This is a genomic window from Bacillus sp. FSL W8-1143, from assembly GCF_037965155.1.
Lineage (GTDB): Bacteria > Bacillota > Bacilli > Bacillales > Bacillaceae > Bacillus > Bacillus pumilus.
Genome location: NZ_CP150182.1, coordinates 1992577 through 2010710, shown reverse-complemented (window position 1 = coordinate 2010710; position 18134 = coordinate 1992577). Strand labels below are relative to the sequence as shown.

At 40.4% G+C, this 18134-nt stretch carries 19 protein-coding genes, 1 pseudogene and 1 riboswitch; of the genes and pseudogenes, 15 read left to right on the top strand and 5 right to left on the bottom strand.

Annotated elements, in window-relative coordinates; translation table 11 throughout:
• The first annotated feature begins 65 nt into the window (after positions 1 to 65).
• From NSQ36_RS09970 to pbuX, 5 genes are all read left to right on the top strand, one after another.
• Positions 66 to 263, top strand: a complete 198-nt coding sequence (locus NSQ36_RS09970; protein WP_050943878.1) for a hypothetical protein — start codon at positions 66 to 68, stop codon at positions 261 to 263.
• A 74-nt stretch (positions 264 to 337) separates the two neighbouring features.
• Complete coding sequence (locus NSQ36_RS09965) at positions 338 to 2275, top strand: ATP-dependent DNA helicase (protein WP_113387102.1); 1938 nt, start codon at positions 338 to 340, stop codon at positions 2273 to 2275.
• Between the two features lie 128 nt (positions 2276 to 2403).
• Complete coding sequence (locus NSQ36_RS09960; protein ID WP_003216050.1) at positions 2404 to 3909, top strand: carboxypeptidase M32; 1506 nt, start codon at positions 2404 to 2406, stop codon at positions 3907 to 3909.
• Positions 3910 to 4045: 136 nt separating this feature from the next.
• Positions 4046 to 4145, top strand: a riboswitch (purine riboswitch).
• Between the two features lie 118 nt (positions 4146 to 4263).
• Positions 4264 to 4848 (top strand): xanthine phosphoribosyltransferase, encoded by a 585-nt coding sequence (gene xpt, locus NSQ36_RS09955; protein ID WP_003215672.1) that lies wholly within the window; start codon positions 4264 to 4266, stop codon positions 4846 to 4848.
• Positions 4845 to 6164: a xanthine permease PbuX gene (gene pbuX / locus NSQ36_RS09950; protein WP_003215893.1), complete on the top strand. Its 1320-nt coding sequence runs from the start codon at positions 4845 to 4847 to the stop codon at positions 6162 to 6164. Before xpt ends, pbuX begins: the two co-directional genes overlap by 4 nt.
• A 50-nt stretch (positions 6165 to 6214) precedes the next feature.
• On the opposite strand, the gene NSQ36_RS09945 is transcribed toward pbuX, so the two are convergent.
• On the bottom strand, positions 6215 to 7069 hold the full coding sequence (locus NSQ36_RS09945) for a polysaccharide deacetylase family protein (protein WP_050943880.1): 855 nt from the start codon (positions 7067 to 7069) through the stop codon (positions 6215 to 6217).
• Between the two features lie 363 nt (positions 7070 to 7432).
• Between NSQ36_RS09945 and NSQ36_RS09940 the strand changes: the two are divergent.
• The 7 genes and pseudogenes from NSQ36_RS09940 to NSQ36_RS09910 all read left to right on the top strand — a co-directional run.
• Positions 7433 to 8063, top strand: a pseudogene (locus NSQ36_RS09940) (IS5/IS1182 family transposase); the annotation flags it as partial.
• 272 nt (positions 8064 to 8335) lie between these two features.
• Entirely contained in the window at positions 8336 to 9436 is a 1101-nt protein-coding gene (locus NSQ36_RS09935) for a 3-oxoacyl-[acyl-carrier-protein] synthase III C-terminal domain-containing protein (RefSeq protein ID WP_339205619.1), read from the top strand.
• On the top strand, positions 9433 to 9942 hold the full coding sequence (locus tag NSQ36_RS09930; protein ID WP_003216065.1) for an isoprenylcysteine carboxyl methyltransferase family protein: 510 nt from the start codon (positions 9433 to 9435) through the stop codon (positions 9940 to 9942). Before NSQ36_RS09935 ends, NSQ36_RS09930 begins: the two co-directional genes overlap by 4 nt.
• Before the next feature lie 64 nt (positions 9943 to 10006).
• Entirely contained in the window at positions 10007 to 10114 is a 108-nt protein-coding gene (fbpC, locus tag NSQ36_RS09925) for a Fur-regulated basic protein FbpC (RefSeq protein WP_306172627.1), read from the top strand.
• Positions 10115 to 10247: 133 nt separating this feature from the next.
• Positions 10248 to 13847, top strand: coding sequence for a dynamin family protein (locus NSQ36_RS09920; protein ID WP_339205617.1), 3600 nt, complete (start codon positions 10248 to 10250; stop codon positions 13845 to 13847).
• A 41-nt stretch (positions 13848 to 13888) separates the two neighbouring features.
• Complete coding sequence (locus NSQ36_RS09915) at positions 13889 to 14152, top strand: YpbS family protein (protein WP_050943884.1); 264 nt, start codon at positions 13889 to 13891, stop codon at positions 14150 to 14152.
• A gap of 274 nt (positions 14153 to 14426) precedes the next feature.
• Positions 14427 to 15314 carry a 5'-3' exonuclease gene (locus NSQ36_RS09910; RefSeq protein ID WP_212045978.1) on the top strand — a complete coding sequence of 296 codons (888 nt, stop codon included), beginning with the start codon at positions 14427 to 14429 and terminating at the stop codon, positions 15312 to 15314.
• A 16-nt stretch (positions 15315 to 15330) separates the two neighbouring features.
• On the opposite strand, the gene NSQ36_RS09905 is transcribed toward NSQ36_RS09910, so the two are convergent.
• Genes NSQ36_RS09905 through NSQ36_RS09895 form a run of 3 tightly spaced genes read right to left on the bottom strand, consistent with a single transcriptional unit; the run spans position 15331 to position 16587 of the window.
• Positions 15331 to 15456, bottom strand: coding sequence for a hypothetical protein (locus NSQ36_RS09905; RefSeq protein WP_003215584.1), 126 nt, complete (start codon positions 15454 to 15456; stop codon positions 15331 to 15333).
• 44 nt (positions 15457 to 15500) lie between these two features.
• Entirely contained in the window at positions 15501 to 15896 is a 396-nt protein-coding gene (locus NSQ36_RS09900; protein ID WP_003215503.1) for a reverse transcriptase-like protein, read from the bottom strand.
• A 1-nt stretch (position 15897) separates the two neighbouring features.
• Positions 15898 to 16587, bottom strand: coding sequence for a queuosine precursor transporter (locus NSQ36_RS09895; protein WP_003215661.1), 690 nt, complete (start codon positions 16585 to 16587; stop codon positions 15898 to 15900).
• A 93-nt stretch (positions 16588 to 16680) separates the two neighbouring features.
• Between NSQ36_RS09895 and NSQ36_RS09890 the strand changes: the two genes are divergently transcribed.
• The 3 genes from NSQ36_RS09890 to NSQ36_RS09880 all read left to right on the top strand — a co-directional run bounded on the left by NSQ36_RS09890 (position 16681) and on the right by NSQ36_RS09880 (position 17888).
• A complete protein-coding gene (locus NSQ36_RS09890) occupies positions 16681 to 17352 on the top strand; it encodes a ribonuclease H family protein (RefSeq protein ID WP_050943886.1) in 672 nt (223 codons plus the stop codon).
• Between the two features lies 1 nt (position 17353).
• Positions 17354 to 17536 carry a zinc-finger domain-containing protein gene (locus tag NSQ36_RS09885; protein WP_003215998.1) on the top strand — a complete coding sequence of 61 codons (183 nt, stop codon included), beginning with the start codon at positions 17354 to 17356 and terminating at the stop codon, positions 17534 to 17536.
• A 169-nt stretch (positions 17537 to 17705) separates the two neighbouring features.
• Complete coding sequence (locus NSQ36_RS09880) at positions 17706 to 17888, top strand: hypothetical protein (protein ID WP_003215507.1); 183 nt, start codon at positions 17706 to 17708, stop codon at positions 17886 to 17888.
• Positions 17889 to 17933: 45 nt separating this feature from the next.
• On the opposite strand, the gene cspD is transcribed toward NSQ36_RS09880, so the two are convergent.
• On the bottom strand, positions 17934 to 18134 hold the full coding sequence (cspD, locus tag NSQ36_RS09875) for a cold-shock protein CspD (protein WP_003215784.1): 201 nt from the start codon (positions 18132 to 18134) through the stop codon (positions 17934 to 17936).

Genomic DNA, 18134 nt, shown 5'->3' with positions numbered 1-18134 from the left:
AGAAAGGTATAAACCTTCACGGGACGGAATAAACTGAACTTGATTTTAAAAAAAGAGGTGTCTCCATGATACAATATGATCAATTTCAGTTAATCCAAAAAGCACTCGCTTCGACTGCTCAACAAATTGAAGGGCAAGAAGGTGGACAATCTGCTCAGCTGACTGCAGCCATCGAAGATTTAGCGCTTGCTCAGGCTTACATAGAGCGTTCTGAGCACGCATTTTTAATGAAGGAAACCTATCAACATCGTTTGCGGTCATAAAAAAGATTGTCATTCCCCAGCATAAATGTTACTATAGAATGTCTGAATGATTCAAAAGTTGGGGGTTGAAGCAGGTGACAGCATCTCGTTTGCCTTTTTCATTATCAAAAGAACATAATTTTTACGAAGAACTGGGCAACTGGATTGGTGATGTGTTCTATGACATTTTGCCAGAAAAGGGCTTTGATCTTCGAGATGAACAAATATTCATGGCTTTTCAACTAGAAAGAGCCTTTAAAGAAAAAAGTGTGATGTTTGCCGAAGCTGGGGTAGGCACAGGCAAAACCATCGTTTATCTATTATTTGCGGTCACATATGCAAGGTATACAGGGAAACCTGCGATTATTGCATGTGCAGACGAAACGTTAATTGAACAGCTAGTGAAACAAGAGGGTGATATCTATAAAATTGCCAATCACCTTGATATTCAAATAGATGCGAGATTAAGTAAATCGCATGATCAATATTTATGCTTAAAGAAATTAGAGAAAACCATGCAGCGTGAAGATGATGAGAAGTGGCTCGATATTTATGAATCGCTTCCTTCATTTGTTCATGAATCACATGGCATGCAAAACTTTTATCCGTATGGTGATCGAAAAGAGTACCCAGAGCTATCCAATGATGAATGGTCACGCATTGGCTATGACTCGTTTCAGGACTGCTTGACGTGCGATATGCGTCATCGCTGTGGTCTGAATTTATCAAGAGATCATTACCGGAAAGCAACAGACCTCATCATCTGTTCTCATGATTTTTATATGGAGCATGTGTGGACGAAGGAATCACGCAAACGTGAGGGTCAGCTTCCGCTGCTTCCAGAACATAGCTCCGTTGTATTTGATGAAGGCCATCTTCTTGAATTTGCTGCACAAAAAGCACTGACATACCGCGTGAAGCAATCAATGCTCGAAACCTTTTTAGAGCGCCTGCTACAAAACGATATACGCGAAGAGTTTGCCGAGCTCGTTGAAGATGCACTTGCTACAAACGATGAGTTCTTTTATCTCTTAAAAACACATGCCAAAGAAATCAAGGGCTCACATCGACTTGAAATTGGACGTGTGGATGAGGTGAAGCGTTCAGCAAGTGAATTGTGTGATTTACTTGAAAAAATCGGAGAAGCACTCGTATTTGAATCAGAGATGTATACAATCGATCAATACGAATTGTCTGTTGTGGAAGAGTACATTGAACAAATGGCGTATTCTCTGTCGCTTTATCAAAAAAATGCGATTAGCTGGCTTGAAAAGCAGGAATTAGATACGACATTTGTTGTGATGCCAAAGACTGTCGCAGAGGTGCTTGGTGAAAAGGTATTCTCGCAAAAAAGACCATACATTTTCTCTTCTGCTACATTGTCTGAAAATCAATCCTTTGATTATTTAGCTGAAAGTCTTGGGATTAAAGATTACTTATCAATGAGTGTCGCTTCGCCGTATGATTACGATGAACAAATGAAGATTTATTTCCACGGGATTCAGCAGCTTCAAGAGCAAGAAGTAAAAGGACAGCAAGTGATCACTCAGCTGAAAGATAATGGAGGACGGTCTCTCATTTTGTTCCCTTCATTTGATGAACTTCATTTCTTTAGAAAGCAGCTTGAGGCATCGAATGAATCACTGCCTTTCGACGTGTACTTTGAGGGAGACGAGGAAATCAGTACAATTGTTCAAAAGTTCCAAGCAGATGAGACGTCTGTGTTATGCTCTGTTCACCTTTGGGAAGGATTAGATATTCCAGGTCAATCATTAACAAATGTGATCATCTGGGGACTTCCTTATCCGCCTCATGATCCGGTATTTGAGGCGAAACGGAATGAAGCAAAGGATGCTCGTGCTGAAGTCGATCTTCCGTATATGCTGCTGCGCTTACGACAAGGAATTGGGAGACTGATTCGGACAAGCCAAGATGCAGGAACCATTCATATTTACTTTGACCGTAAGGAAGATACAGAGCTTCAAAGTAAAATTGAATCCGTTCTGCCTGTAAAGCCAATCATCACATCTTAAATAACATATGAACGAGAAAAGAGAGGAGGATACCATATGCGTATCCTCCTTTTTGATTGACAAAAGAACATTCCTTGAAGTAGCCTTGAAACGTACATACATATTTTATCGATTGGGGGAACAAACGTATGAGTCTTGAAGCAAAAGAGAAAGCGTTTTATCAATTACTAGGAAAAATCGCCCACTATACGGAGGCGCTCCATTTACTTTATTGGGACTCTAGAACACAGGCGCCTAAAAAAAGCGCCGATTTCAGAGCTGAAACGATCGGTCAATTATCAAGTGATATTTTTAATATGAAGACTTCTGATGAAATGAGAGATCTTCTCCACGCATTAAATAAACACCGAGATGAGCTGTCAAAAGATACACAAAAGGCGCTCGAATTATCACAAAAAGAGTATGATGAAAACAGCAAAATTCCGAAAGAAGAATTTAAAGAATACTCGATTTTACAATCAAAAGCAGAGCATGTCTGGGTAGAAGCAAGGGAGAAATCAGACTTTTCACTCTTTGCACCATACTTAAAACAGCTCATTGATTTTAACAAGCGTTTTATTCAATATTGGGGCGTGAAACAAACGCCATATGATGTGCTGCTCAATAATTATGAACCAGATATGACGGTTGAACAGCTAGATCAAAAGTTTGGTGCACTTCGTGATGCCATTGTTCCTCTCGTGAAAAAAATCGAAGCCTCTCCTCATAAACCGGATACTTCATTTTTATCGAAAAGCTTTCCGATCGACAAACAAAAGGAACTGAGTCTTTTCTTCTTAAAAGAATTAGGGTATGACTTTGACGCAGGACGTCTGGATACAACAGTTCATCCGTTTGCTGTGACATTGAGCAGAGGGGACGTTCGTGTGACGACCCGTTATGATGAGCATGATTTTCGGATGGCGATCTTTGGCACGATTCATGAGTGTGGTCATGCCATCTATGAACAAAACATTGATGAGGCGCTGAGCGGAACGTTATTATGTGATGGCACATCAATGGGGATCCATGAATCACAGTCTCTTTTCTTTGAGAACTTTATTGGCAGACATGAAGACTTCTGGAAAACGTATTATCAAAAGCTTCAAGAAGCGTCTCCTGAGCAGTTTAAAGATGTCTCTTTAGAAGACTTTGTGCATGCAGTGAATGAATCGAAGCCAACTTATATTCGAATTGAAGCAGATGAGCTTACATATCCGCTTCACATTATCATCCGCTATGAAATTGAAAAAGCGATATTTAATGAAGAAGTGGCAGTCGAAGACCTGCCTGCACTGTGGAATGAAAAATATAAAGCATATCTTGGCATTACGCCTCCTAATGATGCACTCGGCATCTTGCAGGATGTTCACTGGTCTGATGGTAGCTTTGGATATTTCCCTTCATATGCCCTTGGTTATATGTATGCAGCGCAACTAAAGCACCAAATGATCAAAGATTTACCGAATTTTGATGAGCTGATTCAAAATGGGTCTTTTGCACCGATAAAAGAATGGCTCACAACACATGTTCACCAGCATGGAAAACGCAAAAAGCCTTCTGAAATCATTCAAGATGCGACTGGTGAGGAATTAAATGTACAATATTTAATCGATTATTTAACGGATAAATATACGAAACTGTATTTATCTTAAATAAAAGGCACCCTTTGCTTAGAAGGGTGCTTTTTTGATGCTTGAATATTCTAAAAACGAACATTTTGATCTGATCTATTATTTAAGTTCGGTATTTTTCTAGAAAAGTGCTTTCCAAGCGTCTGAAATCTTGTTATAATTTGAACACTATAACACTCATATAATCGCGTGATGATGGCACGCAAGTTTCTACCGGACACCGATACCGTCCGACTATGAGTGAGCAAATGAAACAGCTCTTGTTTGAGCTGAAGATCCGTGGATCGTTTTCGCATTGCTTGCTCCTCATGGACAGCAATGCTTTTTTTATGCAAAAAAATGAAAATGTTTGCCAATATGCTAGGAGGAAGAATGATGGAATTGTTACGTCAAAAAATTGAGAACGAAGGAATCGTTCTGTCAAATCAAGTGTTAAAGGTAGATGCCTTTTTAAATCATCAAATTGATCCTGTGTTAATGCATGAGATCGGGCAAGAGTTTGCTAGATTATTCAAGCATGATGGCATTACAAAAATTATCACAATCGAATCTTCGGGCATTGCACCTGCTGTGATGGCAGGACTAGCTCTTCAAGTACCCGTTGTTTTTGCTCGAAAACGTCAATCACTAACACTAACAGAAAACCTATTAACAGCGAGTGTGTACTCTTTTACAAAAAAAGTAGAAAGCACGATCGCTGTCTCAAATACGCATCTCGGTGAAAAGGATTGTGTATTAATCATTGATGACTTTTTGGCGAACGGTGAAGCCGCTAAAGGACTTGCCGCAATCGCAAAGCAGGCGAAGGCAAAAGTAGCCGGATTTGGCATTGTCATTGAAAAGTCATTCCAGCCGGGAAGAGATGCACTTGTTCAAATGGGCTACCGCGTCGAATCCCTTGCACGGATTGAATCACTTGAGGAAGGGAAAGTCACGTTTGTACGAGAGGTACAATCATGAGTGCAGCTAAAAAAGCCAAAACGCTCTCGCTAGGGATTCAGCATGTGCTGGCGATGTATGCAGGGGCCGTTCTTGTGCCGCTCATTGTGGGAGATGCACTCGGCCTCACACCTGCACAACTGACTTACTTAATCTCGGCAGATATTTTCATGTGCGGTGCTGCCACGCTCCTTCAAGTTTGGAAAAACCGTTTCTTTGGTATCGGTTTGCCTGTTGTATTAGGCTGTACATTTACTGCGGTTTCTCCTATGATTGCGATTGGCTCTAAATACGGGATTTCGTCTATCTATGGAAGTATTATCGCTTCGGGGTGTATCATCATTCTGCTTTCCTTTTTCTTTGGGAAGCTGGTGAAATTTTTCCCGCCTGTCGTGACAGGTTCTGTCGTCACCATTATTGGCATTACCCTTATTCCAGTAGCGATGAACAATATGGCAGGGGGAGAAGGAAGTGCTGATTATGGTTCTTTTGAAAATCTAGGCCTCGCTTTCCTTGTGCTGTTTATCATTGTGCTTCTCTATCGATTCACAAAAGGCTTTATGAAGGCGATCGCCATTTTAATCGGTATTCTCCTTGGGACAGCCGTTGCTGCATTTATGGGGAAAGTGGAAACAGCTGAGGTGGCGAACGCACAAGTTTTCCGTATGATTGAACCATTTTATTTTGGCATGCCTACCTTTGAATTTGCACCCATTATGACGATGACGTTAGTTGCCATTGTGTCACTAGTCGAATCAACAGGTGTTTATTTCGCATTAGGTGATTTAACAAACCGCTCATTAAAAGAGAAGGACTTAGCGAAAGGCTATCGCGCAGAAGGGATTGCTGTGTTATTAGGTGGTATCTTTAATGCTTTTCCTTACACAGCCTACTCGCAAAACGTTGGGTTGATCCAGTTGACAGGGGTCAAGAAAAATCAAGTCATCGTTGTGACAGGCGCATTGCTCATGTTATTTGGACTTTTTCCTAAAATTGCTGCATTTACGACGATTATTCCAAAGTCAGTTCTTGGCGGCGCAATGGTTGCCATGTTTGGGATGGTCATTGCCTACGGTATTAAAATGCTCTCGCGTGTGGATTTTGCCAAACAGGAAAACCTACTGATTGTTGCTTGCTCAGTGGGGATTGGCTTAGGTGTCACCGTCGTGCCGCAAATGTTTGAGCATCTGCCAGAATCAATCAAATTATTAACAAGTAATGGCATCGTGGCCGGTAGCTTTACCGCTATTTTGCTTCATATTATTTATCACATGATTCCTTTTAAAAAAGAAACCGGGCAGGACCTGATGGAAGAGCCTAAGAAATCTGTTGTGTAAACACTGAAAGCCCGCATCTTTTGGATACGGGCTTGTTGTGATTAGCGCTATTAATGTTGTACCGGCTGCATTGTTTCGTTAATGACTGCAAATGTATAGCCCCTTGCTTTTAGCTGTGTAATCAGGCTATCTAAATAGTTTGTGGTAGAGGGTTGATCATGCATTAAAATAACTTTTGGTTCCCATGGTTTAGTTTTCTCAAACAATTGCAGTTGATTCAATACCTCTGGAACATATTGTGAGTTTTTATATCTCCAGTCAAGGCTATCAATCGTCCAATCCCAGTAAATAAAGCCATTTTGGTTTAAACGTACTTTTTGATGATATGTTAAATTTGGAACACTGCCATATGGTGTTCTCACAAGACGGGTGTAAACGCCTGTAACAGAAGCAAGAATGCGCTGAGCTTCTCTCATTTCATTTGCGGGAGACTCACTGTTCTGATAAAAGCGGTTTATATCATGCGTCATGCCATGAAGCCCTAATTGATGTCCTTCTTGATAAAGTCTTTTCACAGCTGCTTGGTGTGCTTGGATTTGCGGTCCAAGCATGAAAAATGTCGCCTTCACGTGATGTGCTTTTAATACATTTAACAGTTGATTTGATGTAGCAGTGGGACCATCATCAAATGTTAAAAAGACCGTTTTATTCGTTGTCTGTTGGTTTGGATTGGTCTTAAAATGTGTATCCAATGTTCTTGTAGAATGATCTTTTGCTTTCAGACTGATGCTTGTGTCTCGGAAGTCACTGCTGGCAACAATTTTTGCTTGCCCATTTGTCGCCTGCAAATGGGGTTTAGACATATCCCAGATAAAAAAGAGAAACAGTGTAAGAAGCACTAAACCAATTATCTTCGAGAGAAGTATCGTGTTGTAGGGTGTCTGTTTTTTGGACACCTTTTTCATTACAATCACTCCAGTCAATTAAATTTTGTGCCGAATCATGTAGTAGATTCTATCTTTTTTCACTGTTTTTCATGGTGTTCATATTGATTAAGTATACAGGAAAAAAACACCTTTTTATATATAATTATCAAATAAATTAGCATTTCATGGTTATTGCTTTGTATTGATCAGAAAAAAAGGTGATCCATTCATGTTAAATGAAATCATTCTGAATAATGATCGAAACGTTGATATTTATACGCTAAGATAGCATCAGATTTAACCATTAATGCAAAGCGAAAGGGAGATTCCGTATGAAAGTGTTGTATAATGACGATTTCATTGAAAAAAAGGATGCTCATGTGGATATTGGAGATAGAGGCGATCAATCGCGAAATACATAGAGAAAAGCTCTTACCCCTACAAAATAAAGAAGAAACAAAAGAAATCAAAGTCAGTACAACTGAATCAGAGATTGGCTACTATGTAAAAGGTGAACGTGAAAAGTCATTTACTTATTCCTTTCATACAGCTTGTGATTCAAAAGGATTTATTTTTGGATCACTGGTCACAGGTGGCAATGTTCATGATACTCGTATGTTAAATTCACTCGTATAACAGGTGACAGAGAAAATCGGAAAACGAAATGTAGACACGGTAGATGCTGTATATAAAACACCATATATCGCTAAGTTTTTAATGGATCAAGAGATAAGACCTGTCAAGCCTTACACTCGTCCGAGAACAGAAGCTGGTTATTTTAAAAAAGAATGAATGCGTGTATGGACGCATATTTTGATTGTTACATGTGCCTAAACCGGCAAACTCTCTCTTACCGTACAACGACTAGAGAAGGATATAAGCAATATGTGTCCGATTCAGAGGTATGTAAAACTTGTTCTTTTCAAGATAACTGTACACAAAGTCAAAATCATACCAAACAAATTCATCGGCATATTTGGCAAGACTAAATGAACCAAACTACCTAAGACTCACTGAAATGAATAAGAACATCTAAGCAAAGCGGTGAGGGTGGGGGTTGTCTACGGTCTGCACTTCTCTTTTAGAGGTGTTTTTTTGCATAAAAAAAGCAGGTTCGCTTGGCTTGGAACGAACCTGTGAAGGAGGAAAACTACATCATGTTTTCAACTATATTATCCAATATTTATCAATTGTCGTCAAGACAAAAAGTTAGACGGAGGAAAATGTTTTGACTGAATTGTGACGGTTCGGCATGTATATCCTTTTTTCGATAGGGGATATTAACCGAAAAAAGAGGTGAAGCCGATGGCGTACATTCTTTCAGTTGGAACGAGTCACCCGAAGCATCACGTGGATCAGAAAACAGCTGCTGATTTTGCTAGGTCTCAATTTAAACGATCGTTTAAAGATATTGACCGGCTGCTGAGAGCTTTTCAAAATGGAGAAATTCAGAGCAGGCAGTTTGTGCAGCCCATTGAATGGTATCAGACGCACCACTCTTTTGAAGAGAAAAACAATATCTATTTGGAAAAGACACTGGCTCATGCAAAGGAAGCGATCATACATTGTCTTCAAGAGAAGGAGTTTCTAAAAAAACCAGTCCCGGTTGAAGAGATCGATGCATTGTTTTTTATTTCAAGTACCGGCTTATCGACCCCAAGTCTTGACGCAAAGCTCATGAACGTCCTTCCTTTTTCTCCTTATACGAAACGAGTACCGATCTGGGGCCTAGGGTGTGGGGGCGGTGCGGCAGGGCTGTCGCGAGCTTATGAATACATAAGGGCATTTCCAGAAGCAAAGGTACTTGTCGTTGCCTGTGAGCTGTGCAGTTTAACCTTTCAGCCGCAAGATCAATCAAAAAGCAATTTAATCGGCACCTCCTTGTTTGGAGACGGGACGGCAGCGGTTCTTTTAGCTGGGGAAAAAGCTGCGCTTGAGTATGCCCATTTAAAAACGGTCCCTAAAGTACTAAGCACGCAATCTGTCACAATGAAAGATTCTGAGGATGTGATGGGCTGGGAATTTACAAGTGACGGCTTTCGGGTTATTTTCTCCCGTGACATTCCGAGTTTGATTTCCGGCTGGTTAAAAGAGCAGGTGGAGCAATTTTTAGAGGAGCAAGGATATTCAACTAATGACTTATCCGTATTTCTAGCCCATCCTGGAGGAAAAAAAGTGATTGATGCCTATGTTGAAAGTCTATCTTTACGAGAGAATCAGCTGTTTTCTTCAAAAGAAGTACTCAAACAACACGGAAATATGTCCTCTGCCACAGTTTTGTATGTCATCAAGCATTTCCTGGAACATCAATCAGCTGAAGCGGGGGAGATGGGACTTTGCGGGGCGCTTGGTCCGGGCTTTTCCTCAGAGCTGCTGCTTATGAAGTGGGAGGAGGTCTTGTCATGATCATTTGGCTTGTCATCGGTTTCTTCGTTTGTCAGCGGCTCATTGAAATGCTTGTGGCCAAAAGAAATGAAAAGAAAGTAAAAGCACTAGGTGCCATTGAATTTGGTGCTAGTCATTATCCCTATATGGTCGCTATGCATACGGCTTTTTTTCTCTCACTTATAGTTGAGATAGGGCTTTTACATAAGGGGCCGTCCCGTTATTTTCTTGTGCTGCTCCTTTTTCTCATGGCTACACAGGTCATTCGATACTGGGCATTATGCTCCCTTGGGACGTACTGGAATACGAAAATTTTAGTCGTACCAAACGCGATGATTGTAAAAAAAGGACCGTATCGCTGGTTGAAACATCCTAACTATGTAGTCGTGGCGATTGAGCTTTTACTGATCCCGCTATTGTTTGATGCGTATGTCACTGCCATTTTGTTTACATGTTTAAATGCATGGATGATGGCTGTACGAATTCAAACAGAGGAGAAAGCATTAAATCAGTATTTGCTAAATTAATATTGAAAATCATTATCAATTGTGCTACACTTTCATTAATGATAAGCATTCTCAATCATGAAGGATGGACGGTGATCACATGACAATGATTTTCTTACTCGGTACGGTGTGTGTGTACAGCCTATTAATTGGCTTCGTATTAAAAGGTGTCTCCAAAAAATCTGCTTCCTGATTCCAGTCAACTGCGACTGATCGGGCAGCAGATTTTTTTTATTTCCTCAGATCAGAAGAAAAATCTCTTTATTTTGTGTAAAATGGTATCACATACATAACTGACTTTTCTAAAAACAAAGGGGTTTATCGTCATGAAAGACTTGTCTATTCGAGATTCGCTCGTTCAAACTACAGGAGCTTTATATCAAAGCTTTCTCAAAAGGGATGATCATGAGCGCGCTGCCAAACTTGCATCGATTATCAAAAAGGAAGCAGAAGAAGAAGTATATATCGCATTTACCGGCCACTATTCTGCTGGAAAGTCATCACTTGTGAATCATCTGCTTCATGATCACATTTTGCCAACGAGTCCAATCCCAACAAGTGCAAACTTGGTCGTCGTGAGGAAAGGGGAAAGTGAAGTGCAGCTTCACACCTCTGATGGCCGTTTTGCAAAAATGAGCGGCTCCTATGATAAAGAAGCAGTACAGCGTTTCTGTAAGGATGGAGAACAGATTGAGATGGTGGAAATTAGCGGTGACTATATAGGCCTTGAAGAAAAAGTGGCACTGATTGATACGCCAGGAATTGATTCCACGGATCATGCCCACTTTATGTCTGCTGCGTCTATTCTTCATCAAGCAGATGCTCTTTTTTATGTCGTTCACTATAACCATGTTCATTCTGAAGAAAACATTCGTTTCATTCGCTCCATCAAAGAAAAAGTGCCAAATCTCTATTTCATCGTGAATCAAGTGGACCGGCATGATGAGCATGAGACAGCATTTGAAGACTACAAAAATCAAGTGGTTGACATGCTCCTTAAAGAAGGCATTGAAGAAGATCATCTATACTTTACATCTGTAACCGATGAGACGCATCCAAGAAATGAAATGATTCGTTTAATCAAAAAACTGCAAGAATTACAGACGTTGCCGAAAGCCTCACTTCGGGCTTATACGGAGCAGAAAATTGAGCATGTCTTAAAAGAACACATTGACTCGATAAAAGAAGAGCTGCAAGGTGAAGAGCTTGAGTCACAGCTCCAAGAAAAAAGAAAAGAAGTAAAGGATTTGGAAGCGAAAAATCACTTCATTGAAAATGGAGCCAAACAGTTAGAAGAAGAAGTATCTACTGAAGTCGAGAGCATTTTGAAAAATGCCAACCTAACTCCATTTAAAATGAGAGAACTCGCAAGCGACTATATTGAATCAAAAGCACCTGGCTTTAAAGTGGGACTGCTTTTTGCTAAAAATAAAACTGAGCAGGAAAAAGAAAAACGGGCAACTGACTTCTTAACAGATGTCAAAGCGAGAATGAAGGCAGAAGTGGACTGGCATATTGCTGAGCTACTAAAAAAAGAAGTCAAGAAGCATCAGCTTGGTGAAGAGTTATTAAATCAAGTGATGGCGTTTGAAACACCTGTACAAGAATCACTTCTTGAAAGTGTGATTCATCATGGAGCAACGTTCTCCAATGAATACGTACTGCAATATGCAAAAGATGCTGGCGAAGCCTTGAGAAGACAGGCTAAGCAGCAAGCGATGCCACTGATTGAACAAATGGTGGAGTCGCTGAAAGCCAAGCTTATGGAAGATCAAGCAGAGCAGCAAGAAAAATGGGCTCAGTCTGCAAAAGAGCTCCAAACACTCGAGCAATGCACCAGAAAAAATGAACAAATGAAGCGAGATATTCAGCATGTATGGGATATATGGCAAAATGGAACGGATGAACAGATCGAAGAAGATTGGTTTTATGCGAAAAAGAGACAAATGCAACATGATCTGCTAAAGCAGGAGCAAGCGACCATTCATCCTGAAGAGAGCGACCAAGAAAGACCGAACAAGCAGATAGAGCAGCCTCAAATGCGTCAGTCACAGCATGTCACGACGGCACAGTCGATTGCCCAGTTTGAGCAGCTTTCTCAGATTTTATTGCCATTAGATGCGCTCCAATCTCAAAGAAAGTCCTTTGAAAAACGAACAAAACGGCTGCAAGCGAAAGAATTCACACTCGCTTTATTTGGGGCTTTTAGTTCGGGGAAATCTTCCTTTGCAAATGCACTCGTCGGGAGAAAGGTGCTGCCATCCTCTCCCACACCAACAACGGCAACCATTAACAAGCTAACGCGGCCGACGGAAGATCACCCGCATGAAAGTGTCAAAGTGGTGTTCAAAACAGAACAGGATATATTAGAGGAGCTCAATCAGATCCTAGGATTTCCGATCTCAGAAGAAAAAGGGGAGGCGTTTACATCCAAGCTCAAACGAACGCTTAAAAAAAGACAGCTTGAACAAGATCACCGCGTCATTGTTGAACATTTTTTACAAGCACATACCCGTTTCGTTGATCACATTACTAAGCAAACGCCGCTTCATGTCACCCTTCAAGAACTGAGACCATATGTGGCGGAAGAAGCTGTTTCTTGTGTGGTGAAGGAAGTAACGGTTTATTTGAGTACACCTCTAACAGATAAAGGGCTGACTATTGTTGATACGCCAGGCGCTAGCAGTATGAATAAGCGTCATACAGAGATCGCCTTTCAATATATGAAGGACGCAGATGCGCTTCTTTATTTAACTTACTACCAGCACTCTTTTTCGAAGGCAGATCGGTCATTTTTACGTAAGCTTGGGCTTGTAAAAGATTCATTTAGCATGGATAAAATGTTCTTTATTATCAATGCAACTGATCTCGCAAAGGATCAAGCAGAGCTCGACACCGTCTTTGACTATGTGAAAAATGAGCTCACAAAAGAAGGGATAAGAAACCCAAACCTTCATCATGTATCCAGTAAGGAAGAGATCGAAGGAAAGGGAGAGACAGCTTATAATCAATACGCAAAGCTTAGAAAGCAGCTCGACTATTTTATAGAGGAAGAATTAACGAAAGATGCGATCGAGCTGTTATATTTTGAAGCACATACGTTATGTAGAACGGTCGACAAACTGCATGCGACGCTGCATCAGTCAGAAGATGAGAAGCAAGCAGAAAAGAAAAAGATAGACGCATCCTATGAAGCGATTCTTGATCAAATGAGTCATATCAAACAATCTAAGCTAGTGACAGAAAGCGTGAAAAAGGACTTACATGAACAGCTCTATCATATTGTGCAGCGCCTCTCATTATTTGCGAATGATCTCTTTAAGACAGCCTTTTATCCTGGAATATCTCAAGGGAATTTTGGACAGCAATTGAAAAAAGCACTTGAGAAGGCACTAAAGGATTATGAATTTGAATTTGTACAGGAGTTAAAGGCGCTTGATATCCGAATGGAATCGTTTATTCATCAATACTTCCAAGAGGAGTGGGAGAAAGGATTGCAAGCGGCATGTGCAGAAGACCCTTACTTTTCTCTCTCACTGTCGCCGCCTGAAGAGAAAAATGCTGAGCTGAAACAAATTGAAATCGAAGCTGAACTAACGCCATTCGAACCGCTCTTAAAGAAACAAAAATCACCGAAAGTTTTCTTTGAACAGAATGGAAAGGCTGCGTTTATTGAAGCGATTCGAGACATTCTTCATCAGTTAACCACGAAATGGGCTGATAAAGAAAAAGAAGAATTACTGAGCAGGTACGACATGATGGTGAAGACGTTTACGGAAAGATATGAAACAGAAGCGCTCGAGCAGCTAAGTGAACAAAACCAAACATTTATCACGAGCCTAACGACAGATGCCAAAGAGCAGGCCGTCATTGAACAAGTTTATGAACAAACAGACGAATGGAAGAACCAGTTGAAAACCATTTGATTCATGGTAGACTAAATAAAAAAGAAAGCAGTTGATACAAAATGACGAGCGTACACGAAGAGATTTCAGCACACTCACAAAAGCAGCATGCTCATATTCAGTCTTTTCTTGAGCTTGAACAGAAAAGAGAACAAGCAATAGAGATGGCTGTTGTCAAATGTGAGCAAAACGAGCCATTTACAACAGACGAGATCAACGCCATTACGTCGAAGATGAATGAGCTTGCACGAGGCGGTATTGTTCCGCTTCGTAAGCTTGTGACGAATGATATGGTCAGAGAGTATGTCGAGCAGAAACAGAAGTAAAGAGTAACTTTCTCTTTTTTGGTCATCTTAATGAATGTACCGAGAAAGGGGAATGATCATGAAAAAAAAGCAACAGACAAAGCAGCAGGATGAGCGTGACCCTAAACAAAAAGACATGCCGTCCTATGCAGAAGCAGAAACGAAAAAAATGCAATACGGTCAAAAGTAAACGGGCTGCCTCTTCTTTTGTAAAAGAAGAAGGCGCCTTTTTCATGTCTAGTTTTGTGTTCTGTGATAGAATGGGAGTATTGTTTTGAAAAGGGAGTTTAAGAGAATGAATAAACACGTACTGCTTGTAGATGGAATGGCGCTTTTGTTCAGATCGTTTTATGCGACGGCTGTCCATCGCAATTTTATGATAAATGACCACGGTGTACCAACAAATGGAGTTAATGGCTATTTGAAGCACTTATTAACAGCTGTACAGACATTTGAGCCAACTCATATTGTGTGCTGCTGGGATATGGGAAGCCAAACCTATCGAAACGAATTGTTTCAAGAGTATAAAGCAAATCGAGGAGAGGCGCCTGTCGAGCTCATTCCGCAATTCGATTTAGCAAAAGAAGCTACAGAAGAACTAGGAATTGTGAACATTGGTTTAAAGGGCTTTGAAGCAGACGATTGTATTGGTACACTTGCTACGCTTTACCAAAAAGAAGCACGCGTGACTGTCCTAACTGGTGACAAAGATTTGCTGCAAATTTTGAATGAACAAGTGACTGTTGCCCTGATGCAAAAAGGAATTGGCAATTATAAGCATTATACAAAAGCCTTATTTGAAGAGGAAATGGGAATCTCGCCAAAGGCACTCATTGATATGAAAGCACTCATGGGTGATGCAAGTGATAATTATCCAGGTGTCAAAGGAATCGGAGAAAAAACTGCTTTAAAATTTATTCAAACATATGAAACGATTGACGGTTTGTTAGAAAATGTCCATGAACTAACGGCTGCGCAGCAAAAGAAAATGCAAGCAGGATTAGAAGATTTGAAGCTTTCTCGTCTATTGGCAGAGATTAAATGTGATGTCCCGCTCAGCTGTCCAATGGATGAGACGAAAATGAACATCAATCAAGAACGTGCTGCTGCTATGCTGAGGCACCATCAAATCAAAGGAATCGAACCGATGATGAATCGTTTAAGTACAATAGAGATCAGCTAAAGCCGATCTCTAAGGTTCATCTTTTTGTATTGCTTTTCTTTGCTCTATTTTCCAGCTGAGATAGTGGCTGTTTATCTTTTGTTTGCGCATCACCTTGTGGGGTTGTCCCATTTGTGACACGACCTTTATTTTCTTTATCCAATCAGTATCACCTCACACACATTAGCATAACCGAAAAAAAGCGATTCATCCTTTAGATAGGTGAATCGCTTTTCTGGCGAGCTGATCTGCTATTTGGTTTTCCTTACTCGGAATCCATTTAATAAAAAATAAATCAAACTGGCTTTGAAGCTCGATCATCTCTTTGATAAAGTGCTGAAAGGCTGGATTTTTAGCAAATCCTGCATTGGCTGCGCGGTCAACTACTTGTGAATCTGTTCGAAATGAAACGGTACGCAATCCTTTTTCTGCGCATATTTTCATCCCCTCGATCAGAGCAGAAAATTCTGCTTCGTGATTGCTCATGGGTTCAAGAGGAATGGAGAAGGACTCAGCCTTTCCATTATATTTGATGAAAATGCCGATGCCAGAGGGACCCGGATTCCCTGCACTCGCACCGTCAATGTATATTTCTGCTGGCACATCATTTCACCCTTTCATCAAGCGGAACCATTTTTTTCGCTGCATACGCGTAAGGTGTTGCAATCGCAGCGACGATAAATTTAATGACATATGTCGTGATGAAGATTTCTATCCATACATGAAATGGATACGTGCCAAGAAAGGCAATGGTCGTGAAAATCAATGTATCAAGAAGCTGGCTAATCATCGTACTTCCGGCATTGCGCACCCAGAGCGCGCCATCGGAAGGAAATATGCGGCGAATAAACGAATATACATAAACATCTAGCATTTGACTGATGATATAAGCAGCGAGACTGCCAAGTGCAACCCTTGGCATAAAGCCAAATATGGTTTCCAGCGATGATTGTGAGATATCAGATGGAGCGGGATGGAAAAGCAAAGCTTCCTGCATGACAACAGTTAGTGTTAAAAGGGTAGCAAAACCAATCCAGACAGCTTTTCTCGCTTCATTTTGTCCATATTTTTCATTCAATACGTCCGTTGCAAAGAACACACTGCCATATAAAATATTTCCAAGTGTTGCCGTTAGGCCGAATAATTCAACGGTTTTGACAACTTGTAAATTTGCGGCAACCGTCGCAAAGCCAATCCAGACAAAAAGGCCCATCTTGCCAAATCCTTTATAAAATAGAAGAACAATGATAAAATTAATGATCGCAAATAAGATCCAAATACCTTCATTAAACAAGTGACATGAACTTCCTTTCTCATTGTAAATGTAACTTTTTGATTATAGCATAACGTATGTTTACCTTAAAAGCACGGGAAGGCGATGTGATCAATGAAACTAAGAGCACACTACACAATGAAAGTGAAATCAATTGGGTCCATTGCTTTTTACCAAGAAGATTGGTTGGAGCTAAAAGAGGCCTTGAGGTTAGCAAAACATATTGACAAAAAAGAACCACAGTCACTTCTGTCATTTGAAGATGAAAAAGGGGCTATGTGGTCTATAAAAGAGCTTGAAAAGCTAAATGAAGAATTAAAGCTTGAACCTGATCAGCTTCAAGTCTATTTTGATGCAAGTTTTCACAAAGAAACCGGTGACTCTGGTCTTGGTGTTGTCGTCTACTATAAGCTAGGAAAAGACGCTTATCGATTGAGAAAAAATCAGCCTTTCCAAGGGAGTACCAATAATGAAGCAGAGTATGCGGCTTTATTTGAGGCAGTAAAAGCTTTAAAAAACCTGGGGGCAAGCAGAAATTCTGTCACGATTAGAGGAGATTCACTTGTTGTCATGAATCAGTTAAAAGGAGAATGGCCTTGTTATGATGATGTACATAACAAATGGCTTGACCGAATTGAAGCGGCTTTAAAAGAGCTGAAGCTGACGCCAACCTATGAAGCCATCGATCGGAAACAAAATGCAGAAGCGGATCAGCTTGCAAGACAGATTCTTGCAGACGTCCCAATCGAAAGTACATTGAAATTAGAAGCAGACGGAGCTGAATAATGTGGATAAAAAAACAGCAGTACAAGAATTGACCGATCTTCAAGACACGTATTGTTCAGATTGTTTGATTAAGAAGCATTTTCGAAAAGAATTTGGCAAAAAATATGCCCATTCCTTTTGCATACAGCAATGCACTGTTGGAGAGAAAATAAAAGAATATGGCCAAACGCTGCTCAAAAAATAAACGAACGGACCGGTTTTCCCTGCTCAAACATTCGCTCTTGAAAAAAAACGGATAGAATGTGTAAAAAAAGAACATATTCCGAAAAATGAGCCGATATAACTATAGAAAGTTTTGGTTGAGTTACTTTTTGACTAAGTGACGGATATTAGAGGAAAAGGGGAAGGCCGGTATGAATAATAAGGAGTTCGAAACGGTATTACATCGAACATTTCAAGAGGTGTACAGCGATCTAGAGCAACTTGTAGATGTAGCAAAGAAGGGAAGACCTTTTCTCGAAAAAGATATCTCTGAAATTGAACAACGACTGAAGCAAAATATTTTAGCAATTGAAATTCAGCTGAAAATCAAATAAGAGAGGCATAAGCCTCTCTTTATTTTGCATCATTGATTTAGTTGATTAGATTTTTGTTACGTTTGCAGCTTGAGGTCCACGATTACCTTCAACGATTTCAAAAGAAACTTCTTGTCCTTCTTCTAAAGACTTGTAACCGTCACCTTCGATAGCTGTGAAGTGAACGAATACATCGTCTCCGCCTTCAACTTCAATGAAGCCGAAACCTTTTTCATTATTGAACCATTTTACTTTACCGTTTTGCAT